The sequence below is a fragment of the Pseudobutyrivibrio sp. MD2005 genome (assembly GCF_000621865.1).
Lineage (GTDB): Bacteria > Bacillota > Clostridia > Lachnospirales > Lachnospiraceae > Pseudobutyrivibrio.
This window is the reverse complement of record NZ_JHXE01000012.1, coordinates 170,767-196,858: the sequence shown is the minus strand read 5'-3', so window position 1 is coordinate 196,858 and position 26,092 is coordinate 170,767. Positions and strand designations below refer to the sequence as shown.

Sequence of the window (26,092 nt, the reverse complement as noted above, 5' to 3'; positions counted from 1 at the left end):
ATATTATGAAAAAATTTTTGACAGTAGTATTTAAGACGGTTTTAGTGTTGGTGATTATTGGTGCTGGATGTTGGTATGCATTTGGCGAACATGGTCCTCTTAATGATGCTGCCCAGGCCTTTGCGGCTCAGCAAGGTATGGAGGAAGAGCTGGGATGGCTTATCGGTACTGCAGCAGTAGAAGAGGCACCTGCGGCATCCGTTGAAACTGTGGAAAAAGAGGAACCTGCCCTGAAGGAGCCAGAAGTATCTGCAGCCGACTTAAACACATCTATTGTTTTTACTGGAGATGTTGAGCTTAGCGAATATGTGCAGGCCGCATATGATACAAATGGAATAGATGGTGTTGCATCTTCCGATATTCAATCATTATTAAATGATGCCACATTTACAATGATTAATAATGAGTTTTGCTTTTCTGAGCGAGGTCAAAAGGCTCCTGATAAGCAATATACATTCAGGGTTAATCCTTCATATGTGAGTATTTTAAATGATCTTGGGGTAGATATTGCAGGCCTTGCAAATAATCATGTGTTAGATTTTGGACACGATGCATTGACAGACACTTTTACAACCTTAAGCGATGCCGGTATCGATTATACTGGTGCGGGAAACAGTCTTGAAGAAGCAAGCAAGCTCATCATAAAGACAGATGCAGCAGGACGCACCTACGGCTTCCTTGCGGCAAGTCATGTTATTCCTGTTGGTAGCTGGAATGTCCTTAACTCTCAGCCAGGGGAATTTTGCTTTTATGACGAAGCTGATTTGCTAAATGCCATACAGGAGGCAGACAGCCAGGTAGATTATCTATTTGTCATGGTTCATTGGGGAACCGAACACACTACAGAGCTTACAGATTATCAGCCTAATGATGCTCACAAATTTATTGATGCAGGAGCAGACGCTGTAATAGGAATGCACAGCCACTGCTTGCAGCCTGTTGAAATGTACAATGGCAAGCCAATTTTCTACAGCCTTGGCAACTTTATTTTCAATCAGACTATCAAATCTGGTGGCGGCGGAGCTGTAGAATTTGCAATTGATGAAAATAATAATGTGACTTACCGCATCATTCCAATCCAGGCCTCAGGCGCCTGCACTGCAGTTGATGCAGCAGGCTACAGTTATGTAGAAAGTATTTCAAGTAATGTGGCTGTCGGGGATGATGGTGTGATTAGTGAGAAGTAGGGACTATATTAGATTATAGTTTGAGATATTAATTGAATGAATATTACAATTCATCTTCAAAATACTCGATTAATCTGTTCATATTCAAATCAGAGTGCTCTACTTCTCTGGAATAGAGATATATGGTTTCAGCGAGGCTGATGGTGCTTGAGGCGTCTAGCATCATCAGCCATCTTACGCTTTGTACAGCAATCATGGCTCTGGCATAGATTTGACCATCGTAAACAGCTCCACAGAAATAGGTGTAAAGCAATGATTCTAGAATTTTCTCAAAAATAAATTCCTGCTCAGCTTCTGGATACATTGTTGCTTTCCATAAAGTGAAATTATTAGTGTTTTCTGTCCAAAAAGCCTTGGCTGCTTTTATGGATTCGCGCCAAGATTCCTCTAGTACTTCCATCGCTATTAATGTATCAAAACCCTTTATGCAATTATCTAATGAGAGCATAGCGCTGGTGCCAGTACAATCAAAAGTGCCATCGGGATCCACATCATCCATTTCAAAGATATCGCCTTCATCGTAAAGCTCTTGTAGTTTGAGCGCCATGCAGGCAATAATATTCATTCGCTCCTGCAAAGGCAAATCCTTTTCTGCAGCAATCTTAAGCATTTTATCTCTGGCATATTCCAATTTATCAAACAGAATAAAATCGAAATCTTCGAATTCTTCAGGATTATCTTCAACAGAATCTACAGTTTCAGATATGCCAAATACATAATCAGGCTCCAATAGCATTCGAGTGAACTCAGGGCAGGAAAGGGAAAGAGAGTATTCTCTTATATCCTGAAATTCCTCAATGTGTCTTGGAAACATCTTACAAGTGTTGCAAAGGTAATCCTCGCCAAGTGTAGCTTGCAAATCACAAAGTCCATTATCGTTTAGCATGGCACATCTGGTGTTATGTTGTTTGAAGCATTCCTCAGAGAAATTAATAGATGATTTTAGTCTGTCTGAAAAATCACCAGTGGACTCGGTGTATTTGTTGATGCTAGCTTCATCTATAACAATCTGCCAGCCCACGCAACAGCTCTTTGGACATTTATCTGCAATGCATTTGAATTCATTGTAACCTGTTTGTTTTCTATAAAGCATAAGTACTCCTAAATATAGTAATGTTTATCAATATAGTATAGACAATATTTGAGAATAAACAATATAAAGCTAATGGAATAGAGAAAAAGCAAAAATACAAAAAAGTACAAAATGAAAAACATTGTAAAATACCATCCATTTTTCACAAAAAAGTAGTAAACTAGCAAGTGTTTGATGTAACTAATTAATATTTAATAAATTAAAGAAAAGAAAGAAAAGAGGAAATTAAAAATGGCAGGATTTGGAGCATTAATTGACATCCTTAAAAAGGATCCTAAGAAAATCGTTTTTACTGAAGGTACAGATCCACGTATTATTGAGGCATCTAGCCGTCTTTTAGGTTCAGATTTCCTTCAGCCAATTCTTATTGGTAACGAAGCAGAAGTAAAGGCAGCTGCAGAGGACGCTGGTTTTAACATCCGTGGAGCTGTTATCATTGACCCAGCAAACTACGACAGATTTGATGAGATGTGTGAGCTTTTCTGCGAGCTTAGAAAATCAAAGGGCGTTACAATGGAGCAGGCAAAGGCTACATGTTCAGCAGCTAACTACTTCGGTACTATGCTTGTAAAGATGGGTGTTGCAGATGCACTTCTCGGTGGCGCAACATACTCTACAGCTGATACAGTTCGTCCAGCACTTCAGGTTATTAAGACAAAGCCAGGCAACAGTATCGTATCTTCATGCTTCATCATGGTACGTAACTCAGCTACTGGTGATAGAGAAGTTCTTGCAATGGGTGACTGCGCTATCAACATTAAGCCAAACGCTGATGAGCTTGCTGAAATCGCTGGTGAGACAGCAGCTTGTGCTAAGATTTTCGGTGTAGATCCAAAGATTGCTATGCTTTCATACTCAACACTTGGTTCAGGAAAGGGCGAAGATGTTGATAAGATGCGTGAAGCTACAGCAAAGGCTAAAGAGAAGTATCCTGAGCTTGATATCGATGGCGAGCTTCAGTTTGATGCAGCTGTTTCTCCACGTGTTGCAAAGACAAAGTGTCCTAACTCAACAGTGGCAGGTCATGCAAACACATTTATCTTCCCAGATATCAATGCAGGTAACATCGGTTACAAGATTGCACAGCGTCTTGGTCAGTTCGATGCTTACGGCCCAATCCTTCTTGGACTTAACGCACCAATCAACGATCTTTCACGTGGATGCAATGCACAGGAAGTATACTCAATGGCTATTATAACAGCCGCTTTAGCATAATACTTAAAACGACTAAATTCCGCGACGGAAGTCGCGGATTTTTTTTAACGGAGAATATGAATGAGTAAATGGATTTTACAGCGAAAGGCTGCAGATTACGCAGGGCTTAGTGCGAAACTTAAGGTTGACCCGGTTATTGTCCGTCTTATGGTAAACCGAGACTTGCACACATATGAAGAAATGGAAGAATACCTACACCCAACTTTAGATAATCTTCCTGATCCTCATTTATTTGCGGATATGGATAATGCCTGCGAATTGCTGATGGAGGCCATAGATGAAGGTGCTAAAATTAGAGTAGTTGGTGATTATGATGTGGATGGAATAATGTCTACATACATTCTTACAACTGCAATAAGAAATGCCGGTGGAGATGTAGATTACGCAGTTCCACATAGAATGATAGATGGATATGGCATTAACCCTGATATGGTGCAGCAAGCTTATGATGATGGAGTGAGATTTATCATCACATGTGATAATGGTATAGCGGCTGCTCCTGCAATTGATTTGGCCAAGGAGCTTGGAATGACATTTGTTGTTACAGATCATCACGAGGTTCCGTTTGAACTGGCAGATGATGGAGTCACCAAAATCCAAAAGCTTCCAAATGCAGATGCTGTGGTAGATCCGAAAAGAGATGATTGTGATTATCCTTTTAAGGGTATATGCGGCGCTCAGGTAGCATGGAAGCTGGTAGAAGTTTTGTATGAATTCTTAGGAATAGACAAAGAAGAATCCGATGCATTTCTTCAGTTTGCCAGTATAGCAACTGTGTGTGATGTAATGGAGCTTAAGGGTGAAAACAGAGCCACTGTATACCAGGGAATAAAGGCCATTGAAAAGACAGATAACATTGGACTTAACGCTATTCTTGCAAGAACAGAGCTTAAAGGAAAGCCACTTTCCTGCTATCATTTGGGATTTGTAATTGGCCCATGTCTCAACGCCAGTGGCAGATTAGATACCGCAAGCCGTGCAATAGAGCTTTTAATGGAAGAAGATAGTACCTCAGCTCTTACCATGGCCAATGAACTTGTGGAATTAAATGCTGAACGAAAGAGCATGACTCAGGTTGGAATTGATAAGGCAAAAGAACTTATCGAGGGAAGCAGTCTTAAGGATGACAGGGTATTGGTTGTCTATATTCCAGAGCTTCATGAGAGCCTGGCAGGAATTGTAGCAGGAAGAATCAGGGAAGCTTATAACAAACCAGTTCTTGTTATAACTGATGCAGAGGATGGCGCCAAAGGAAGCGGTCGTTCGATACCTGCCTATAATATGTTTGAAGAACTAACAGCAGTGAAGGATATATTTACTAAATTTGGTGGACATCCTATGGCGGCAGGAGTATCCTTGCCTAAGGAAAAGATTGATGAATTACGCGAAAGATTAAATTCAAATTGCGCTTTGACTGATGATGATATGCAGGAAATTATTCGTATTGATTGCGATATGCCTCTTTCATATATCACAACAGAGCTAGTAGAAAGCATTGATTTACTGGCTCCATTTGGTACAGGTAATACCAAGCCACTATTTGCTCTTAAAAATGTTCCTGTTAGAAATGCCGCTTATATTGGTAGAGATGGACAATATTTAAGGTTGACACTTCAAACAGAAAAGGGCGGAGCTATCACAGGTTTGATGTTTAGAAATGTTTTAGAGTTTGAAAAATGTGTATCATCCAAATTTGGTGCGGCAGCATTTGATGGATTATTCTCTGGAAAGTCCAATGGCGTTACAGTAGATATAGTGTATGAGCCTTCTATTAATGAGTTTAGAGGGAATAAATCTGTTCAGGTTATGATTGAGAACTTCAAATAACTGAACTTATTGAATATATAAGATAAATCATTTAGAATGAAAGCAATTCTAAACAAGGGGTGAGAGGTTAGAAAAATGGAAAATCAGGAGGTTTATACATTTGATTCCAGCGATGGACATTCGGTTATTCACTGCAGAAAATGGTTGCCTAATGGCGATGGGATTGCAGTGGTTCAGCTTGTTCATGGAATGGTTGAATATATCGAAAGATATGATGAATTTGCCAGGTTTCTTACTTCAAAAGGATATATAGTGGTTGGACATGATCATATTGGGCATGGCCATTCTGTTGAAAAGCCTGAGGAGCTTGGCATAATGTCTGGAGAACATCCATCTGATTATATGGTTGAGGATATGTACATTCATTATTCGATGACTAAAAAGGCATATCCAGCATTACCATATTTTATTGCCGGGCATTCAATGGGCTCTTACATGCTCAGAAAATTCTTATCTGTCAAATCAGCATATATAGAGGGGCTAAGTGGCGCCATTATCTTAGGCACAGGACAGGAGCCGGCTTTCAGATCAAATCTGGGACTTGCTATTATCAAAGTGCTATCTCTTTTTAAAGGCAAGAATTATAGAAGCACATTTTTGCGCGACGCTATATATGATAAACCATACAGATTATATGATTGTTATGGAAAAGACTATGGAAGATCGTGGCTTTCTAAGAATACACGTAATGTTGAATCGTATTACCACGACCCATTATGCTCCTATATATTCTCGTTAAATGCATATAAAGGACTTATCGAGGCAACAAAATATGTTGCCACAAGATTATGCCTTGATACCATGAGAAAAGGAATCCCTATTCTAATCCTTTCGGGGGATGCCGATCCAGTAGGAAATATGGGAGCTGGTCCTAAGGCTTGTGCAGATGCATATAAGACGGCAGGAATAAAGGATGTTACACTTAAGCTATACCTTGGTGATAGACATGAAATTTTAAATGAACTTGATAGAGAACAGGTATATAATGATATTTTAGGATGGCTTGAGTCTCATAAATAAAATTTTACGGAGTGGTTATGGATTCACTTGAGCATTTAATAACAAGGTCTATAAAGACATATTATAAAAATAAGCTTTTATCACCTATTATATTTTTAGTGATTCTAATTGTTCTTACTATCATTTTTCCTATTGGCAGCATGATATTTCCAAAGAACTATCAGGAAGAACAAATCAGCCTATATGAAATGTATAATTCAAAAGAATTATACGCTAAGTTTGATTTAAAAAACCTTTATTTTACTGGATATACCAGTAAATGGCTTGATAGAACAAGAGGCTACTATTATTACACCATGATTAATTCTGAGTGCGTAGTAGTTTTGTTGGATCCGGATACTTGTAATCAGGGCGAGCCTACAATAGAAGAGCTATCAATAAAAGCTGAAATAATATACGATTCGGTTGCGGCCAAGACTCTTCTTACAAATCTGGCAAATGATTTGAATTGGAACGAGGAAGGTATTTTATCTACCGTATCATCTTACTCACTGTCAGAGCCTGATGCCACAAGCATTGCGGCAAGAGCATTTGAGTATTTTTATGTGATATTTGGAATATATAGCCTGGTATCAATACTTGTTTATAGCGTATATATTGCATATCCTGTATTGTCGCTTCCAGTTCAAAAAACAAGAGCATACGGTAAGCCAGCGGAGATATTAGCTGAGGCAGAAGAGGAACTGGCAACTCTTCCACAGTTGGCTACAGAGGATATGTTTATTACAGAGCATTATTTTATTGAAACTAGCAGTTATGGTGTTGCAATTGTTCCTATTGATGCTATTATTTGGATTTATAAGTATTCTACTATGCACAAGTTTTTATGGCATCATTTCTCTATCACTTACACTCTTTACATTACGGCAGGAAAGCGGCATTATATCAAGTGTCCTAAAAATATCAAAAGTGATATAGACGGTATTATTGATTATCTTTCAGAGGCAAATCATAATATTTTAGTTGGTTTCTCTGAAGAAAATCGTTTAAAAGTAGAAGAAATACAGAATGATTTTGACATCGTTCGCAAAATTACAGGATTCTTATCTAAGAGGGTATAGAATGGAAGCTTATACAGGTTTTGCCCCAGTTTATGATATGTACATGGATAATATTCCATACGACACTTGGGCTACTAATATAAAAAATCTTTTTGAAAAGTATAATATGCCTATGAACATTGTCTGTGACCTGGGGTGTGGGACTGGTCAGATGACTAGAAGACTTAAAAACTTTGGTCACGATATGATTGGTATAGATAATTCTTATGACATGCTGATGGAGGCGCAAGAGCAAGAGGATTCCGAGGGAATCCTTTATCTATGTCAGGATATGCGTTCCTTCGAACTATATGGCACTGTTGGCGCAGTTGTCAGTGTGTGTGATAGTATCAATTATTTAAGGGACAATGAGGAACTTCTTACAGTATGCAAGCTTGTAAATAATTATCTCGACCCAAAGGGGTTATTCATTTTCGATATCAAAACAGAAAACTATTATAAAAAGCTTGGAACCAGTACTATCGCTGAAAATCGCGAAGAGGGCAGCTTTATTTGGGAAAATGATTATGATGAAACAACAAAGGATAATTATTACTATCTAACAATTTATGAAGCTAATAACGAAGGCACATTTGATCGTTACGAGGAGGAGCATTTACAGCATGCTTTTTCCAAGAACGAAGTGGTGAGCGCAATAGAACAAAGCGGGTTACAACTTCTTGAGGTGCTTGATGTAGCTACAATGGAAGCACCAAAGGATGATTCAGATAGATTATATTTTATAGCAAGAGAGGTAAGTAAATGAGAGATTATATAGTAAGAGGAACAGCAGCAAATGACTCAGTGAGAGCATTTGCCATCACTAGTCATGATATGGTTGAGGAAGCCAGAGAAAGACACAATACATCTCCAATTGTTACAGCGGCATTAGGAAGAATGCTTTCTGCAGGTTCAATGATGGGCGTAATGCTAAAGGGGGATGACGATTTGGTGACTCTCCAGATTCAGGGAAGCGGTCCGATGAAAGGTATCACAGTTACTTCTAATAGCAAAGGAGAAGTAAAGGGATTCCCTAATGTTTCTGTAGTAGATTTACCACCAAAGAATGGAAAGCTTGATGTAGGTGGTGCAATAGACTTAGGTATCATGCGTGTAATAAAGGACATGGGACTTAAGGAGCCATATGTAGGTACAGTTGAGTTACAGACAGGTGAAATCGCAGAGGATTTAACATACTATTATGCAGTTTCTGAGCAAATCCCATCTTCTGTAGGTCTTGGTGTTCTTATGAACAAAGACAATACAGTAAGCTGCGCTGGTGGCTTCATTGTTCAGCTTATGCCATTTACACCAGAAGAAGTTATTACACAGATTGAAGAAAATCTTAAAACACTTCCATCAGTTACAGATATGTTATCTAGTGGAAAGACACCGGAGCAGATGCTTGAGACAGTATTGGCAGGTCTTGATTTACAGTTCATGGAGACACACGAAGTAGGATACAAGTGTGATTGCTCAAGAGAACGTGTTATTAAGAGTCTGGCTTCACTTGGTAAAGAAGATATGGACAGTATTATTGCTGATGGCAAGCCAGTTGAGGTTAAATGCCAGTTCTGCAATGAAGCCTATGAGTTCAGCATTGACGAGCTAAAGAGTTTTAGGAGGAATTAGTCAAATTATCCCTTAGTAAAGGGCGAATTTTTGTCGTTTTTATTTTCAGATTTCCGGTAAACTAGGAAACGGAGTATTCTACGTACGTTTAGATAGAAGGATTAATCATGAGCAAGAAAAAGAAAAAATTCAAAAGTTCTCTTTTTGATAGACAAATACAATATGCAAAGCTCGGTATTATTCTGGGTATTATTTTGATTGTTTATTTGTTGGGAAGCTTATTTTTCAGAAGCCATTTTTACATCAGAAGTAAGGTAAATGGTGTTGGAGCATCATTTAAGGGCGCCGAAGCCACTTACGAAAAGATAGTTAATAGTGCAGATAAATACACAATATCTTTTATTGATGCAGATAACAATGTCATAAATGAGGTCAGCTCTAGCGATCTTGGTGTGGGTGTTAATTATGATGCTTCTCAGGTTCAGGACATTCTTGATACACAGACAGGATTTAACTGGGTTGTACGATTATTTTTCCCAGCTGAATACTACACTGCCACTGGAAATGCATATGATAGCGCAAAGGTAAAGGCAGTTGCATCAAGCTTGGATTTCAGTCATCAAAAATCTACAAAAGAATCAAAGGATGCATATATCGATTTTGATGGAGAAAAATTCTACATCGTAGATGAAGTTTATGGCGATAGAATTGATGAAGAGGGTGTAGAGGAAGCAATCATCTACGCTGTTGAAAATCTTCAGACTGTAATCAATCTATCTGATGGCACTTGTTACAATAAGCCAGATGTTAAGGCTGATGATGATAATATCAAGGCAGCTCTTAAAAAGCTTAATGACTACATGGATACAGATATTCATTATGATTTAGGTGAGGGCTTCAAAGAGGAGATACCAGCTGCAACAAAGGCTACTTGGTTTAAAGTAGATGACGATTTTAAAGTCTCATTTGATCGTGATGCCATCGGAGAATTTGTAAATACCATGGGTGATAAATACAACACTTATGGCAAGAAAAAGGAATTCACTACAACTTCAGGTGAAAGCATTGAGGTTCCAGCAGGTTCTTTTGGATGGAGAATTGCTTACGAAGGTGAGATAGATGCTATAATCGCTGATCTTGAAGGTGGTGAAGATGTCACTCGTGATTTCACTTACCTTTACTACGGAACAAGCCATGGTGAGCATGATTACGGCAATTCATACGTTGAGGTAAATCTTACAGAGCAGCATGTATATGTATATAAGGATGGCGAGATGGTATTTGATACTCCTTGCGTTTCTGGAAAGATTTCAAATAACCACGGCACTCATACTGGTGTTTATCCTATTGCATACAAGCAAAAAGATGCCACACTTAGAGGCGATAATTACGAATCACATGTTAACTTCTGGATGCCTTTTAATATGGGTGAAGGTTTGCATGATGCTACATGGCGTTCAAGCTTTGGCGGCACTATTTATAAAAACAGTGGTAGCCATGGCTGTGTTAACCTACCACTTTCTGCAGCAGAAGAAATATACAATATAGTTGACGCCGGATGGCCAGTTTTAGTGTTCTATACTGGTGACACAGAGGAGCAGAACTACGTTATGTCAAATCCTCAGGTTAATGTTATTGACCTGATTTCAGAGATAGAAACTGTAACACTTGAATCTGAACCTCAGATTGCAGCAGCAAGAGCAGCTTACGAGGCACTTTCAGAGGAGCAAAAGGCATTAGTTACAAACTATGATCAGCTTGTTAATGCGGAGTTAACACTTCAAGCATTAAAGCAGCAGGCAATAGCAGATGGTATTTTGCCAGCTGAAGACCCTGCAGCTATAGATCCAGCAACTGTCGATCCGACAGTTACTGATGGAACTGTTCAACAATAGCATTTTGTGAGGAAAAAATAATGACGAGTTGGAAGAATAATGTTAGAACAGTAGTACCTTACACTCCAGGCGAGCAGCCAAAGACAAAAGTAATAAAGCTCAATACAAATGAAAATCCATACCCACCAAGTCCTTTGGTGGGTAAAGCTATATCAGAGTTTAAGGTAGATTTACTGAGAAAGTACCCAGACCCAAATTGCAGTGTGCTTATTTCAGCTATTGCAAAATATCATGGATTTGATGAGGAAAATGTTTTTGTAGGAGTTGGCTCAGATGATGTACTTGCTATGAGCTTTCTTACATTTTTTAATTCAAAGGAGCCTGTCTTTTTCCCTGATATTACATATTCATTTTATGATGTATGGGCTGATTTGTTTAGAATACCTTATACCACAAAAGCATTGGATTCTAATTTCAAAATTCTATCAGAGGATTACAAAGAGCCTTGTGGAGGTATTGTAATACCAAACCCTAATGCACCAACGGGAATAGCAGAGCCAGTCGAGTTTTTTGAGAATATCATAAAGGCCCACCCAGAGTGTGTCATTATAATCGATGAGGCCTATGTGGATTTTGGAGCAGATTCTTGCATAGAACTTGTTCGTAAATACGATAATGTTTTAGTGGTTAGGACATTCTCTAAATCTAGAGCCATGGCTGGAAATAGAATTGGATATGCTGTTGGTTCTAAGGAACTTATTAAATTCTTATCAGATTGCAAGTTTTCATTTAATTCATATACTATGGATTGCATTACCCTTGCAACTGGAGTTGCCTCAATTGAGGATGATGAGTACTTTAAAGCAAGACTTGTAGATGTAGTAAATACAAGAGAGTGGACAAAGCAAAAGCTTACAGAGCTAGGCTTTACATTCCCTGATTCAAAGAGCAATTTTATTTTTGCAAAGCATGAATCAGTAGAAGCTACATATATATTTGAGCAGCTTAAGGCGCGTGGCATTTATGTTAGACATTTTTCGAAGCCTGAGCGCATAGCTGATTATCTGCGCATTAGCATCGGAACTGATGAGGAGATGCAGATATTTATTAATGAATTAGATAGTATTTTAAAGGAGTATAAATAATAAATGTTAAATTTCGTAATAGTGTTTTTGATTTCAATGGTACCATTAGTTGAGCTTAGAGGAGCTATTCCTTATGCGGTTATAAATAATATGCCCCTTTTACAGAGCTATATTATTGCAATTATTGGTAACATGCTTCCAATGCCATTTATCTTTTTCTTTGCAAGAAAGGTTCTTGAGTGGGGAAAGGATAAGCCAGTTATTGGAAAGTTCTTCACTTTCTGTCTTGAAAAAGGACATAAGGGTGGAGAAAAGCTTAAGGAAAAGGCAGGAAATGGTCTTTACATTGCGCTTTTCTTATTTGTAGGTATCCCAGTACCTGGTACAGGTGCATGGACAGGGACACTTGCAGCATCTATTCTAGATATGGATTTCAAGAGAAGTGTTAAGGCTACTATGGCAGGTGTTGTTCTTGCAGGTGTTATCATGGGTGCAGGCACCAAGATTATTACACTTATTGCTAGCTTATTCTAAATAGAGGTTGTATATGGATACAGTTAATATGCTTATTAATGTAATAGCAATTCTTGTTGGCTTAGGGCTTTACATGGGGGTTATGAATTCTGCATGGGGCAAGAAGCATCAGGAGTATATGTATGCAATAATGCTTGGCACAATTCTTTGTGCTGTGCTTGTTGGAGGTTTTATTAGATGGCTGGTAATAGTAAGGTAAAAAAATCCAGTGGAGTTGCATGTGAGTATTGCAACAATTTTGTCTGGGACGAAGAAGATGAGCAGTATTACTGCGAGATGGATATGGACGAGGATGACTATGTCAGATTAGTGACGGGGCATTATAAGGATTGTCCATATTTTGTTAATGGCGATGAATATAAGGTGGTTAGACACCAAATGTAGTATAAAACTGCTGAGGTTTATTGACCTTGGTATCGGCTTATTATAAAATTAAAATTAGGATTATTAGGAGGTATAGCGAAGTGAAAAAATTAAAAGCTACAAAGTTTGTCAAGTCTGTAGCTGCTTTAATGTTAGCAGTGTGCATGACTTTGTCAGTATCTGTCACTGCTAAGGCTGCAGGCGCACAGGGTATTGACGTATCAAAGTATCAGGGGGCCATCAATTGGGGCGCAGTTGCACAGTCAGGTGTTTCATACGCTTTCATCAAGGTTGGTAGTACAAAGAGCGGTGTGGATCCATATTTCGCAGCAAACGTTCAGGGCGCTCAGGCTGCAGGTATTCGTACTGGTGTTTATATTTACTCATACGCTACTAGCGTTGAGGCAGCAGCTCAGGAAGCTGAATTGGTTTTAAAGTGGATTGAGCCATACAATATCAATTTCCCAGTAGCTTTTGATATAGAGGACAGTGTTCAAAAGGGTCTTGATGCAAATACATGTACAGCAATGGCAAATGCCTTCTGTGGTGTTATTTCATCAGCTGGATACACTCCAATGCTTTACACATACACAAATTTCTATAAATCACATTTCACATCTGCATTAGCATACGACAAGTGGATTGCACAATACTCAGATCACAATGACATTGCTGGTTGGGCAATTTGGCAGTATTCTTCTAGCGGATCTGTTGCAGGTATCAATGGTAGAGTAGATGTTAACCTTGCAGCAAAGGATTATACAGCATTTATTCCACAGGCAGGCGTGCTTGACCTGGGTGGTGGAAATGCATATTTCTTTAACAATTTCCGTAAACAGTTCGGTTGGGTAGATGTAGCTGGTACAAAGTATCACACTGATCCTGCTACAGGTATTGTTACATATGGCTGGTACTCAGATGAGACTGGAGCATATTACTTCACACCAGGCACAGCTGCAGCAGCTACAGGACTTAGCACAATTGATGGTGGTATCTACTACTTCAACGAAGCAGCACAGTTACAGACTGGATGGTTAGAGCTTGGCGGATATACATTCTTATTTAACCCAGCTGATAATGGTAAGTTATATACAGGTTGGTGGACAGATCCAACAGTTGGTACTCGTTACTTAGACACAACAGATGGACATATGTTAGTTGGTCTTTGTGTTATCGATAAGGATATGTATTATTTCAACGAGCAAGGTTTCTTGCAGGTTGGATGGGTTGATATCGATGGTGTGACATACATGTTCAATCCAAACGATGGTGGTAAGATGTATAGAGGCTGGTGGACAGATGCTACTGGCACATACTACTTAGATCCAAAGGATGCTCATAGAGTAACAGGATTGGCAACAATCGATGGCGCTGTATATTACTTCAACGAAGCAGGCCAGATGCAGGTTGGTGTTGTTAATGTCAATGGCGTTACATATGACTTCGGAGCAGATGGAAAGATGCTCACAGGAATGCAGACAATCGGTGATGCTACATACTTCTTTGGAACAGACGGTGCTATGATGACAGGTCTTGTTCAGACTAAGGAAGGTGTATATTACGCAGGAGCTGATGGAAAGCTTATTGCAGGCCAGACAGTTAAGATTGGCGCAGGTGACTTCCTCTTCGGAGCTGATGGAAAGCTTGTAGTTAATCAGGTAATTCAGGTTGGTACTAATTTGTATCAAACTGATGAAAGCGGAATGGTAATCGCTGTTGCTCCAGCACCTGCTGCTACAAAATAGAAAATGCTAAAAAGCTTGCTTTCATTGGGAAAGCAAGCTTTTTTTTTGCCACATAAAAATAAAATAAAGTATTAATTGAATACCTATTGACAATCACAAAAATAATAATTATTATATGTAAGGATTTTAAGAAAAAGGAGAAAATATATGAACGGCACTATAAAAAAAGTCTTTGAAGCAGTATCAGCAGAGACCGGATTACGTTGCGACGAGAATGTTGGTGCACTTTTAGGACAATATAACGGATATCATTTATATGCTATCTACACAGGCAATTTTTACACAGTATATGCCTCAGTAAGAAAGAACGGACAGTTCCCTGAAAAGGATCTTCTCAAGAATATGAAGAAGTCAATCCCTGGTATTTCTGCTCTTGCAGTTCAGAAGAACAATGTCGTAGCAAATGTTACTGGAATGACATCTAAGAAGGTAATTGAGAATCTTATTTCCGCAATCAAGGGAATGACAGATGCATTTAGATTAAACGGATTTGAAGATGTATGTGAAGGCTGTGGTAAGCCAGTTTCAAATATCGGAAGCTACTACATTGGTGGTGGTGTATCATTCTTATGTGGAGATTGCTACACAAATATCAGCCAGTCATTACAGCAGGCTGAGGTTGAGATGAGCAACACAAATGAGAACTTTATTGGCGGTATTGTTGGTGCATTTCTTGGCGCATTAATTGGCCTTATTGCAATCATCATTATTGGTCAGATGGGATATGTTTCAGTTGTCTCTGGTATTGTAATGGGTGTATGTACTGTAAAGGGATACGAGTTCATGGCAAAGAAGCTCAGCACAAAGGGCATTGTTGTTTGCTGCATCTTCATGGTTGTTATGACATATTTGGCTGAAAAGATTGATTGGACAATCACAATTTCAAAAGAGGTTGGTTGGTCATTTGCAGAGGTATTCCAGAACTTTAGTGCATTAATAGATGGCGCAGGAGTTACATCTGATTTCATTGGCTCACTTTTACTTGTATATTTATTTACAGCATTAGGAGCTGTTCCTATGATTATCAATGTAATCAAGTCTAAGAAGGTTGCATATAATTCATATCAGATTAACTAATATAAAATATAAAGCCCCTGATAGTTGCTTAATTGACAACTGTCAGGGGCTATTTTATTTGCTCAAACGATTTAAAAGTGGATATAGAGTTGTTGATATTATTACTCCAAATACTCCTTGGATGATATTTGGAATAATACCTGCGAGGGATGCAATGACGCCTGCAGAAAGTGTTGTTTTATTTACAATAGATAACATGAATATTTCAAATATAAAATAACCAAATATCATAACAGCTTCCCCGATTATACCGCTAAAAATAATTGCTGAGATGTTTGATTTTGACTTTAGTAGCTTACTTGAAAATCTAAAAGTGAAATATGCCACGATGGCTGTTAAAGCCTTGATTATAAAGGTTGCTGGCACATATATGAAATAGCCTCCGATTAAATCTGAAAGTCCTGAGCCGATGCCAGCAGCAAGACCACCCCATAGAGGTCCAAGCAAAAGTCCAGATAACAAAACGAAGCCATCGCCAGGATGTATATACCCAAGTGTTGGCGTTGGAATTTTAATTATCATTGTTCCAATACAAGTTAGAGCGGCAAATAAAGCAGCGGTGATAGTGAGTTTAACGCTATCTGAATTAGTAGCATTTTTAGTTACTGAAGTGTCAGTCATAACAAATATACCTCCTGCGTCTAAGATTGATTACGTGAAAAAAGCTCTTTTCTAAATTTTATGTTGGAGCTATAATATCACCAACCTGTTATTATAAAAATGAGCAAAAATGAAAATAATTTAGGGGACAGATATGAAAGTATACGAAAAGGTATATAGTTTTTACGTAAATCAGATTCTTAATGCAAGCCTAAAGCCAGGGGATAGAATGCCATCAATCAGGGAATCAGAAAAGACATTGGGGGTTAGTAAAACTTCAATAGAAACAGCATATTTGCAACTGGCGGCAGATGGTTATATCTACTCAGTTGAAAAAATTGGATATTTTGTCTCAGAAACTGTTTCGAGATTTTCCAAGGGTGAGCAATATGAAGATAATTTCAATACAATAAATAAGGAAAATCAAAGCTATCAATATGATTTGTCGACTATTGGAGAGGATAAGGAAGTATCTTGCCTTGATTTGTGGAGAAGATATATGAAATCCTCTTTGAGACAGGAAGATAGATTGCTTGCGTATGCCAAAAATCAGGGAGAAGATGATTTAAGGCAAGAGATTGCGTCCTATGTTAGAAAGAATAGAAATATAATCTGCAGCCCAGAAGAGATTGTAATTGGTGCAGGATTTCAGAATCTATTGCCAATACTGATTTCCTTAATCCCTGGAGAGAAAAGTATATCTTTTCCTACAAAAAGCTTTGCCGATGGCGCAATGACATTTAAGAACGCAGGCTTTAATGTAAATTATCGTGATAAGGAAAGCCATGTTATATATGTGACACCATCATACATGACTAAATGGGGAGAGGTCATGACCATGAAAAGGCGTCATGAGCTGATAGAGCATGCCTTGAAAAACAACCATCTAATCATAGAGGATGATTATCAAAATGAGTTTGTTTTTTCAAGCAAACCAACGCCCAGTTTATATGCAATGACTGGTGGTGAAAACACAGCTTTTTTAGGTTCATTTTCAAGAATTCTTTTGCCTAGTGTCAGAATCAGTTTTTTGATTTTGCCAAAAGGAACTAAGGAGATGTATAACGAGATTAGGGATTATTATAATCAGACTGCATCTTTGGCAGAACAAATTGCCTTGGCACAGTTTTTGAGGGACGGACATCTAAACAGGCACATTAAAAAGATGAAACGTTTTTATGAAGGCAAGCGAAAAATGATGTATAAGATAATGCAGAAAAACTTTGGTGACAACGCGGACATCTTTATGGGTGATAGTGGAATGGAGATGGGAATAAAACTTCAGGGCGCTGGCATTAAAGAAAGGCTTGAGAAAAGTAAAGTTAAGTTAAATATTATGGAATACGGTGAAAATACAGCAACTATTTTAATATCCTGTAGCAAGATTCAAAAAGAAAATATAATTCCAGCAGTAGAAAAATTAAATTGTAGTTTACAATAATGCTTTAGTATGCTAAAGTGTATAAGTACACTAATTTAATGCTTTATCACAATAAAGTGAATAAATGGATTGAGGAGATTATATAATGAGGAAAAAGTTTTTAGCAAGTACACTAGCATTAATGATGGGACTTTCAATGGTAGCTTGTGGTTCTTCAGCTACAGACAATAAAGATGCAGCAAATGGTGCTGATACAGCAGAAAGCGATGTTGAATATATCAAGGACAAGGGCACATTAATCGTTGGTATCACAGATTTCGCTCCAATGGATTACAAGGATGACAATGGAGAGTGGATTGGCTATGATGCAGATCTTGCAAGAGAAGTAGCAGAAGCACTTGGAGTAGATGTTGAATTCGTAGAAATCGATTGGGATAACAAAATCCTCGAGCTTCAGAATAAGTCGATTGATGTTGTATGGAATGGTATGACTCTTACTCCTGAAGTTGAGAATTCAATGGAGTGCACAGTTCCTTACCTTAATAATGCACAGGTTGTTGTAGTTAATAAGGATAAAGCCGCAGATGTAACAAGTGTTGACACAGCAGCTGATCTTAGCTTTGCTGTTGAATCAGGTTCTGCTGGTGAAGCAGCTGCAGAAGAAAATGGATTTGATTATGTTGCTGTTAAGTCACAGTCTGACGCAGTAATGGAAGTTTCTGCAGGAACATCAGATGCGTGCATAATCGATCTTTTAATGGCAGGTGCTATGGTTGGAGAAGGTACTAGCTATGATAATCTTACACATACAGTAGAGCTTACTACAGAGGAATACGGTGTAGGCTGCCGTCAGGGTTCAGACTTAGCTGCATTCATCAATGATCAATTTAAAACAATGTATGACGATGGCACAATGGAAAAGATTGCCACTACATACGGAGTACAAGAAGCAATCGTTGCTCAATAAAAATAATTAACTAAGGACGCAATATGTTTACAAACGTAACAATATCACTATTAGAGGGGTTCTTCGGAACCCTCAAATTATTTTCATTAACACTATTATTTTCATTACCATTAGGACTTATAATAAGCTTTGGTTCCATGAACAAAAGTAGTATAGTTCGTTTACCAATCAGGTTTATTATATGGATTATCAGAGGAACACCTCTGATGCTACAACTTCTTATTATTTTCTATGGACCAGGAGTTTTTCTTGGAGTCAACCTCTGGGGCTCTGGAGATAGCGGCCGATTCACAGCAGCTCTTGTAGCTTTTGTAATCAACTATGCCTGCTATTTCAGTGAAATTTTTAGAGGTGGTATTCAGTCTATTCCAAAAGGACAGTACGAAGCAGCTGCAGTCTTAGGCCTCACTAAGCGACAGACATTTTTTAAAATTGTATTGTTTCAGGTAATAAAGAAAATCGTTCCGCCAATTTCAAACGAAGTTATCACCCTGGTAAAGGATACATCCCTTGCCAGAGTTATTGCGTTTTATGAAATTATTTGGGAGGGCGAACGTTTCATCAAGAGTGCAGGTATAATCTGGCCTCTGTTTTACACTGGAGTATTCTATCTAGTCTTTAGCGGATTATTGACACTGCTATTTGGTTATATAGAAAAGAGACTCAGCTATTTCAAATAACAAATAATAAGTGAGAAGAATATGGCAATTTTAGAAGTTAACGGATTAAAGAAAAAATTTGATGATGATGAAATACTAAAGGGCATTTCATTTAGCATGGAGAAGGGACAGACTCTTTCTATTTTAGGAAGTTCTGGTTCAGGAAAGACAACACTTCTCCGTTGTCTGAATTTTTTGGAGGTGCCAGATGATGGCACAATATCAGTAAATGAAGATTTACTTTTCTTTGCAGACAATGCTAAATTGACTGATGTTCAAATTAGAAAGAATCGTCATCATTTTGGAATGGTATTTCAGCAGTTTAATCTTTTCCCGCAGTATACTGCTTTAGAAAATGTAATACTTGCACCTAAGCTCGAGGCCAAATCAAAAGAAGAGGTCAATGAGATAATTGAAAGAGGAAAAGAACTGCTTACAAAAATGGGGTTGTCAGAAAAGATGGATAATTACCCTCATCAGCTTTCTGGTGGACAGCAGCAAAGAGTTGCTATAGCAAGAGCTTTGGCGCTTAGCCCGGATATATTATGCTTTGACGAGCCTACATCAGCCCTTGATCCTGAGCTTACAGGAGAAGTTTTAAAGGTTATAAAGGAACTTGCAAGTCAGCATACAACCATGATTATTGTTACTCATGAAATTGGATTTGCCAGAGAAGTATCAGATGAGATAATATTTATGGATGGTGGTGTAATTGCAGAGCAGGGAACTCCTGAGCAGGTTATTGATAACCCGTCAAATGAAAGAACAAAACAGTTTCTTGCAAATTACCTAAAATAGAAATTAGAAAGAGAGATTAATATGGCAACACTTGGTATCGTAATTGCGATAGTAGTTTATTTGGCAGCATTGTTGATCATGGGTGCTACTTTTGCAAAAGACAACCACACGGTTGGAGATTATTATTTAGGAGGAAGAAAGCTAGGGCCTTTTGTTACAGCCATGAGTGCTGAAGCATCAGATATGTCATCATGGCTTCTCATGGGATTGCCTGGTATAGCTTATGCAAGTGGTATTTGTGATGTGTTCTGGACTGCGTTAGGTCTTGGAATTGGTACATACCTCAACTGGTTATTGGTAGCGAAAAAGCTTCGTAAATACTCTGAGAAGAATGATTCGGTTACTATTCCAGATTTCTTCGAACATCGATTTAGAGATAAGAGTCACACATTATTATTGATTTCATCAGCAATAATAGTTGTATTCTTTATCCCATATGTTGGTTCAGGTTTTGCTGCATGTGGAAAGCTATTTTCATCATTGTTTGGATTAGATTACACAATCGCCATGATTGTTTCTGCAGCAGTTATCATTGGATATACAGCAACAGGTGGATTTACAGCTGCGTCAGTTACTGATTTTGTTCAGTCGATTATTATGACAGTTGCACTTATTGCAGTAGTATGCTTTGGCTTATCTAGCGTAGGTGGAATAGATGTGGTTAATAACTTCGCTACATCTTTAGACGGATATATCAGCTTGCTTGCTACTCACGATTTTACTAATGCATCTAGGGTTTCTTATGGTGGAATTGTTACTATCATTTCTACCATGGCATGGGGCTTAGGATATTTTGGTATGCCACATATTCTTTTGAGATTTATGGCTATTGAAGATCCAGAGAAAATAAAATTGAGCCGTCGTATTTCTACTGTATGGGTATTTATAGCAATGGGCGTTGCAATTTTTATCGGTGTTATGACACGTACAATGGTTCACGTTGGTGCCCTTGCAGAGCTTGAAGATTCAGAGCGTGCAATCGTTATCATCGCCCAGACTTTAGCAGAGCATGGTTTTGCAGCATCACTTTTAGCAGGTGTTATCTTAGCCGGAATTCTTGCATGTACAATGTCTACATGTGATTCACAGATGCTTGCTGCTTCATCATCAGTTTCTGAAAATATCTTACATGAGACTTTTGGAATCGAGCTTTCAGAACACATGCAGATGGTAATGGCTAGAATAGTGCTTGTTATTATTGCAGGAATTGGAGTGTTTATAGCTAGAGATCCTAACAGTTCAGTATTTGGTATTGTATCATTTGCATGGGCCGGTTTTGGTGCTGCATTTGGTCCAATTATGATACTTGCACTTACATGGAAGAGAGCAAACAGATACGGTGCAATCGCAGGTATGCTTGGCGGCGGAATTATGATTTTCGTATGGAAGTTTTTGATTAAGCCAATGGGCGGTATTTTTGGAATCTATGAGCTGCTTCCTGCATTTATTGTAGCTATGCTTTTATGTGTAATCGTAAGCTTAATTACACCAGCTCCTGAAAAGGAAATTGTAGAAGAGTTCGAATCAATTTAACATATTGATAATATATATCAACAAGACAATTTATCACCTATAACCTATTGACTAAGTAGGTTATAGGTGATATTTTCTTTTACATAGCTAATTGATAGGTGATTAGCAAATATGTGAAAGGAAGGAACTAATAATGTTTGTATATGCAGATAACGCAGCAACTACAGCCGTAAGTCCTAAGGTTGTAGAAGCTATGCTACCATATTTTACGGAGGTTTATGGAAATCCATCTAGTTTGTATTCAGTAGGACAGAAGGCTAAGGAGGTTCTTGAGGAGGCAAGAGAAAGAGTAGCAAAGATTCTCGGGGCAGCTCCTAGAGAAATCTACTTTACATCAGGTGGAAGTGAGGCGGATAACCAGGCCATTATTTCGGCGGCAAGAATTGGCGAGAAAAAGGGAAAGAAGCATATCATTTCAACTAAGTTTGAGCATCATGCAGTTCTTCACACACTACAAGCACTTGAAAAGGAAGGCTTTGAGGTAACACTTCTCGATGTGCACACTAATGGTGTAGTTACAGCTGAGGAAGTAAAAAACGCAATCCGCGAGGATACAGCCTTAGTTACTATCATGTATGCCAATAACGAAATTGGTACAATTCAGCCTATCGCTGAAATTGGTGCCGTATGTAAAGAGGCCGGTGTAATTTTTCATACAGATGCTGTTCAGGCTGTGAGTCATCTTCACATTGATGTTAAGGAGCAGAATATTGATATGCTTTCAATTTCAGCTCACAAATTCCATGGACCTAAAGGTGTAGGTGTTCTTTATGCAAGAGGCGGAATAGTTCTTACAAATGTTATTAACGGTGGAGCCCAGGAACGAGGCAAGAGAGCAGGCACAGAAAATCTTGCTGGTATTGTAGGAATGACTGTTGCACTTGAAGATGCAGTTGCACATATTGATGAGAACAATGCCAAGTTCGAGAAGCTTCAGGATAGATTAATTGAGGGACTTTCAAAGATACCTTATTCAGAGTTAAACGGGGATAGAAATCAGAGAGTAAAGTCAAATGTAAACTTCTGTTTTGAGGGTATCGAAGGCGAGTCATTGCTTCTTTTGTTAGATGATAAGGGCGTTGCAGTTTCATCTGGTTCAGCATGTACATCAGGCTCACTTGATCCAAGCCATGTGCTTCTTGCTATCGGAAGACCGCATGAGGTTGCTCATGGGTCACTTCGTATTTCTCTTGGCGAAGATGCTACAGAGGAACAGGTTGACTATATCATCAAATCGGTTTCAGAGGTTGTTGAATACTTAAGAGGATTCTCACCATTCTGGGGTGATTTAGTAAGTGGAAAACGACCACATATTTTTGCAGAGCATTCTGTAGCTTAATAAAACATAAAAGTAATTGGAGGAATAAAAAATGGCATTATATAGTGAAAAGGTTATGGATCATTTCAGAAATCCTAGAAATGTAGGAGTGATAGAGGATGCAGATGGTGTTGGGGAAGTTGGAAATCCTGTCTGTGGCGACATCATGAAGATATATTTAAAGATTAATGATGACAAGGTTATTGATGACGTAAAGTTTGAAACATTTGGCTGCGGCAGCGCTATTGCATCTAGTTCAATGGCTACAGAACTTATTAAGGGCAAACCACTTGATGAGGCACTTCAGCTTACAAATAAAGCAGTTACGGAAGCGCTTGACGGTCTGCCAACACACAAGCTTCATTGTTCTGTGTTAGCAGAGGAGGCAATAAAGTCTGCTGTAAAGAATTACTATGACAAGAATGGCATCGAATATGATCCAAAGGATTTCCCTGATCCAGAGGTTGAGTCTTGCCATATGCACTAGGGTGTGACATTAATGTGACAAAACTTGTGATAATATTCCCATGTAAACGAAAACAATGAATCTAGTTGGAGGGAATAAACATGTTTTGTGCTAATGTAAAAAAGATGGTTGCTATACTTTCAATTGCAATGCTTTCGGCTACTTCGGTTGTAGGCTGTGGAGCTGATGCTAAAGAAGAGTCAAAAAATGTGGATAAAGGGACTGAAGCAGCAGAGGAAATATTTACAAAGGGTGTTTATGTAAATTATGCTGCAGAGGCTGAAAATCCAGAAAAGACATATTTTTATGTATTCTTTGGAGATGGCTCGGGAAGTATCGAAGATGGAGTTGCAAATACAGCAAATTATTTTGAGTGCGAGCAAAAAGAAGATAGCGTTACATTTCATATAGGAAGTATTGATCCAATTGATGAAGAGTTTAAGGTTATTTCTTGTGAGAATGGAATAGTTAAGGGCTCATTTGATGATGGTATAGAGCTTGTTTTTGAACCTGTTGAAGGTGTGGATGTAGATACATTTAGCGCAGTAAATTATGTAAATGAAGCTAATGGTGAGCACTTCGTATATACGGATGCAAACGGTTGGAGCGTACATTACAATCCTGAATTAATTCAGGTAAATGAAGGCGGCCCAATCACCACATTTGTGTTTACTGGCGAATCTGCAGGAACAAATATGATTACAGTTACATATACTGTTGATGACAATGCCGAAGGTATAATCAAAACACTTGGAGAGCCATACGGCGATGCAGTAACATATTCTGAAGGTACATTCCCTGGAACAGAAGATGTTAAAAGCTATTGGGTACAGTCCGCTCCAAGTACAGATGGTTCTGGATTATATATGACAGCTGTTGCAAGAGATTATATGGATGGAGCTCTTGTATTTGAGTTTACTGAACACATGGGAGAGGACGAGGAACAGAACTATCTCGTAAGCGATACGTTAGCAGAAATAATAGATTCAATAGAATTCTTAGATTATGAAGAATAATAGAATGGGCGCCAGCAGGGCGCCCTTTTTTACGGGCAACCTTGAATTATGACTTGCTATCTGTTTAATTAATCATATAAGATGATTATAAAAGACAAAGGGGGACCGATATGGATAAGTATTTAGTAGTAATCGATATGCAAAATGATTTTTTGACGGGGGCACTAAAAAATGATGAGGGTGTTCAAGTTATCAAGTACATCAAAGATAAACTGGATCATGTAGATTCCGATACTCATATTATTTTTACAAGGGATACGCATCAGGAAAACTATATGTCTACAGAGGAAGGTGCAAATCTACCTGTACCACATTGTATTGAAAATACCCAAGGGTGGGAAATCACTTCAGAATTAGCGCCTTATGTTGATAAGAAAAATATATTCAATAAAAACACATTCGGCTCAAAAGAGCTAGCCCAATTTTTTGAGGGTAAAGAAGGCGATGTAGAATCTGTTGAAATCGTAGGAGTATGTACTGATATTTGCGTAATATCAAATGCTCTACTAATTAAATCTGTATTACCAAATGTTAGAATATTTGTTGATGCCAAGGGATGTGCAGGTGTTACCCCTCAAAGCCACGATACAGCAATAGAGGCTATGAAAGCATGCCACATTCACATACTCAATGAAGGCTTAGAGGACTGGCGATAGGCATATAAAGGTTTTGGTGGGCTTATTTCATGAGTGGCTCACAATGATTCAAACAATTTTGCGCTAATATACTAACGATTGTTATTAATTTACTTGTGTGAAATAAAAAAATTGTGTTATACAAGTAGCTTTCAATACTTTTTCTTTTAATCCTACTTGTGAACGTTATTTTTCTTTATATCACAAGTAGTATTATAATTGTTCATATTATCCACTACTTGCGACTATTTGTATTATGCTTATCACAAGTAGGATTTGGTAACATTGCAATGCTGGCTACTTGTGATAGTGGCATATTTTTATAAATACAAGTAGTTCCTAAAACCTGGTGATTAAAAACTACTTGTAATTAAATATAATTATCCGAATTACAAGTAGCTTTACATTTTGATAAGAAATCTCTACTTGTTATTCATTACTAAAGTCAATTTTACAAGTAAAATATAATCGTATTTGACTAAGCGTTGCATTTATGCAAAGGCGTATCAGGCGAAGCCAGATTTTTGCGGGAGTTTGCTCTGTTTGTCTCGCAAGAAGTCTGCGAAGGTAGAGGTGGTGAAATGAGTAAGATTAGTTTAATTAATGGTTCATGTGCAGATCAAAAGGCAGATATAATTGTAAATGCTGCAAATTCAGGTCTTTGGGCAGGTGGAGGAATATGCGGAGTTATTTTTGATAAAGCTGGCATACAAGAATTAAGCGAGGCATGTGGCAGATATAAGACACCTTTAAGTGATGGAGCTGCAGTTATCACACCAGCGTTTAGACTATCTAATGCCAAAGCAATTATTCATGCCATTGGGCCTAATTTTGCAGTTACGCCAACTGCATTTAATGCACTTTATGACGCATATTACAATTCGCTGGTAGTTATGATGGATAATGGATATCATAGCATATCATTTCCTCTTATTAGTGCTGGCATATTTGGTGGCAATTTAAAAAATCCAGTTGCTGAATCAACAAAACAATGCTGCAGAGCTTATAAGAGATTTATAGATGAATATCCAAACTATGAGATTGATGTTATGCTATGTGCGTATGGAGCACATGAAATGTCGGCAGCGCAAGAGGAGTTTAATAATCATTTTATTATGGATTAAAT

At 38.2% G+C, this 26,092-nt stretch carries 26 protein-coding genes; 24 read left to right on the top strand and 2 right to left on the bottom strand.

The window, feature by feature from the left end; genetic code table 11:
- The first annotated feature begins 5 nt into the window (after positions 1-5).
- Complete coding sequence (locus T498_RS14890; RefSeq protein WP_051524598.1) at positions 6-1,187, top strand: CapA family protein; 1,182 nt, start codon at positions 6-8, stop codon at positions 1,185-1,187.
- A gap of 43 nt (positions 1,188-1,230) precedes the next feature.
- Here the strand turns inward: T498_RS14890 and fliB are convergent, their stop codons facing one another.
- Complete coding sequence (gene fliB, locus T498_RS0104820) at positions 1,231-2,280, bottom strand: flagellin lysine-N-methylase (protein WP_028234948.1); 1,050 nt, start codon at positions 2,278-2,280, stop codon at positions 1,231-1,233.
- Between the two features lie 231 nt (positions 2,281-2,511).
- On the opposite strand from fliB, the gene pta reads away from it, so the two are divergent.
- From pta to T498_RS16120, 13 genes are all read left to right on the top strand, one after another.
- The gene (gene pta / locus T498_RS0104815) at positions 2,512-3,495 is read left to right on the top strand and encodes a phosphate acetyltransferase (RefSeq protein ID WP_028234947.1); all 984 of its coding nucleotides are present in this window, start codon (positions 2,512-2,514) and stop codon (positions 3,493-3,495) included.
- Between the two features lie 60 nt (positions 3,496-3,555).
- Positions 3,556-5,322, top strand: coding sequence for a single-stranded-DNA-specific exonuclease RecJ (gene recJ, locus T498_RS0104810; protein WP_028234946.1), 1,767 nt, complete (start codon positions 3,556-3,558; stop codon positions 5,320-5,322).
- 75 nt (positions 5,323-5,397) lie between these two features.
- On the top strand, positions 5,398-6,342 hold the full coding sequence (locus tag T498_RS0104805; RefSeq protein WP_028234945.1) for an alpha/beta fold hydrolase: 945 nt from the start codon (positions 5,398-5,400) through the stop codon (positions 6,340-6,342).
- A gap of 17 nt (positions 6,343-6,359) precedes the next feature.
- The gene (locus T498_RS0104800; RefSeq protein ID WP_028234944.1) at positions 6,360-7,403 is read left to right on the top strand and encodes a DUF6709 family protein; all 1,044 of its coding nucleotides are present in this window, start codon (positions 6,360-6,362) and stop codon (positions 7,401-7,403) included.
- Between the two features lies 1 nt (position 7,404).
- Positions 7,405-8,148, top strand: a complete 744-nt coding sequence (locus tag T498_RS0104795) for a class I SAM-dependent DNA methyltransferase (RefSeq protein ID WP_028234943.1) — start codon at positions 7,405-7,407, stop codon at positions 8,146-8,148.
- A complete protein-coding gene (gene hslO, locus T498_RS0104790; RefSeq protein ID WP_028234942.1) occupies positions 8,145-9,014 on the top strand; it encodes an Hsp33 family molecular chaperone HslO in 870 nt (289 codons plus the stop codon). The genes T498_RS0104795 and hslO overlap by 4 nt, the downstream gene beginning before the upstream one ends.
- Before the next feature lie 107 nt (positions 9,015-9,121).
- Positions 9,122-10,849, top strand: coding sequence for a L,D-transpeptidase family protein (locus tag T498_RS0104785; protein ID WP_028234941.1), 1,728 nt, complete (start codon positions 9,122-9,124; stop codon positions 10,847-10,849).
- Positions 10,850-10,869: 20 nt separating this feature from the next.
- Complete coding sequence (locus T498_RS0104780; RefSeq protein ID WP_028234940.1) at positions 10,870-11,934, top strand: pyridoxal phosphate-dependent aminotransferase; 1,065 nt, start codon at positions 10,870-10,872, stop codon at positions 11,932-11,934.
- Between the two features lie 3 nt (positions 11,935-11,937).
- Positions 11,938-12,408 (top strand): COG2426 family protein, encoded by a 471-nt coding sequence (locus tag T498_RS0104775; RefSeq protein ID WP_028234939.1) that lies wholly within the window; start codon positions 11,938-11,940, stop codon positions 12,406-12,408.
- A gap of 13 nt (positions 12,409-12,421) precedes the next feature.
- Positions 12,422-12,607: a hypothetical protein gene (locus T498_RS0104770; RefSeq protein ID WP_028234938.1), complete on the top strand. Its 186-nt coding sequence runs from the start codon at positions 12,422-12,424 to the stop codon at positions 12,605-12,607.
- A complete protein-coding gene (locus tag T498_RS0104765; RefSeq protein WP_028234937.1) occupies positions 12,586-12,792 on the top strand; it encodes a DUF6472 family protein in 207 nt (68 codons plus the stop codon). The genes T498_RS0104770 and T498_RS0104765 overlap by 22 nt, the downstream gene beginning before the upstream one ends.
- A gap of 80 nt (positions 12,793-12,872) precedes the next feature.
- A complete protein-coding gene (locus T498_RS0104760) occupies positions 12,873-14,516 on the top strand; it encodes a glycoside hydrolase family 25 protein (protein ID WP_028234936.1) in 1,644 nt (547 codons plus the stop codon).
- A 147-nt stretch (positions 14,517-14,663) separates the two neighbouring features.
- Complete coding sequence (locus T498_RS16120) at positions 14,664-15,593, top strand: hypothetical protein (RefSeq protein WP_051524597.1); 930 nt, start codon at positions 14,664-14,666, stop codon at positions 15,591-15,593.
- 54 nt (positions 15,594-15,647) lie between these two features.
- On the opposite strand, the gene T498_RS0104750 is transcribed toward T498_RS16120, so the two are convergent.
- Positions 15,648-16,214 carry an ECF transporter S component gene (locus T498_RS0104750; RefSeq protein ID WP_051524596.1) on the bottom strand — a complete coding sequence of 189 codons (567 nt, stop codon included), beginning with the start codon at positions 16,212-16,214 and terminating at the stop codon, positions 15,648-15,650.
- A gap of 133 nt (positions 16,215-16,347) precedes the next feature.
- Between T498_RS0104750 and pdxR the strand changes: the two genes are divergently transcribed.
- The 10 genes from pdxR (at position 16,348) to T498_RS14875 (ending at position 26,090) form a co-directional block, all read left to right on the top strand.
- The gene (gene pdxR / locus T498_RS14880) at positions 16,348-17,634 is read left to right on the top strand and encodes a MocR-like pyridoxine biosynthesis transcription factor PdxR (RefSeq protein ID WP_051524595.1); all 1,287 of its coding nucleotides are present in this window, start codon (positions 16,348-16,350) and stop codon (positions 17,632-17,634) included.
- An 85-nt stretch (positions 17,635-17,719) separates the two neighbouring features.
- A complete protein-coding gene (locus T498_RS0104740) occupies positions 17,720-18,541 on the top strand; it encodes a transporter substrate-binding domain-containing protein (RefSeq protein ID WP_028234934.1) in 822 nt (273 codons plus the stop codon).
- Positions 18,542-18,564: 23 nt separating this feature from the next.
- A complete protein-coding gene (locus T498_RS0104735) occupies positions 18,565-19,221 on the top strand; it encodes an amino acid ABC transporter permease (RefSeq protein WP_028234933.1) in 657 nt (218 codons plus the stop codon).
- Positions 19,222-19,242: 21 nt separating this feature from the next.
- A complete protein-coding gene (locus T498_RS0104730) occupies positions 19,243-19,998 on the top strand; it encodes an amino acid ABC transporter ATP-binding protein (protein WP_028234932.1) in 756 nt (251 codons plus the stop codon).
- A gap of 21 nt (positions 19,999-20,019) precedes the next feature.
- Complete coding sequence (locus T498_RS0104725; protein WP_036977797.1) at positions 20,020-21,531, top strand: sodium/proline symporter; 1,512 nt, start codon at positions 20,020-20,022, stop codon at positions 21,529-21,531.
- A 133-nt stretch (positions 21,532-21,664) separates the two neighbouring features.
- Positions 21,665-22,870: a cysteine desulfurase NifS gene (gene nifS, locus T498_RS0104720; protein WP_028234930.1), complete on the top strand. Its 1,206-nt coding sequence runs from the start codon at positions 21,665-21,667 to the stop codon at positions 22,868-22,870.
- Positions 22,871-22,901: 31 nt separating this feature from the next.
- On the top strand, positions 22,902-23,336 hold the full coding sequence (gene nifU / locus T498_RS0104715) for a Fe-S cluster assembly scaffold protein NifU (protein ID WP_028234929.1): 435 nt from the start codon (positions 22,902-22,904) through the stop codon (positions 23,334-23,336).
- An 80-nt stretch (positions 23,337-23,416) separates the two neighbouring features.
- Positions 23,417-24,331 (top strand): hypothetical protein, encoded by a 915-nt coding sequence (locus T498_RS0104710; protein WP_028234928.1) that lies wholly within the window; start codon positions 23,417-23,419, stop codon positions 24,329-24,331.
- A gap of 110 nt (positions 24,332-24,441) precedes the next feature.
- Positions 24,442-24,987: a cysteine hydrolase family protein gene (locus T498_RS0104705; RefSeq protein ID WP_028234927.1), complete on the top strand. Its 546-nt coding sequence runs from the start codon at positions 24,442-24,444 to the stop codon at positions 24,985-24,987.
- Between the two features lie 560 nt (positions 24,988-25,547).
- Positions 25,548-26,090, top strand: coding sequence for a macro domain-containing protein (locus tag T498_RS14875; RefSeq protein ID WP_051524594.1), 543 nt, complete (start codon positions 25,548-25,550; stop codon positions 26,088-26,090).
- The last annotated feature ends 2 nt before the right edge of the window (positions 26,091-26,092 follow it).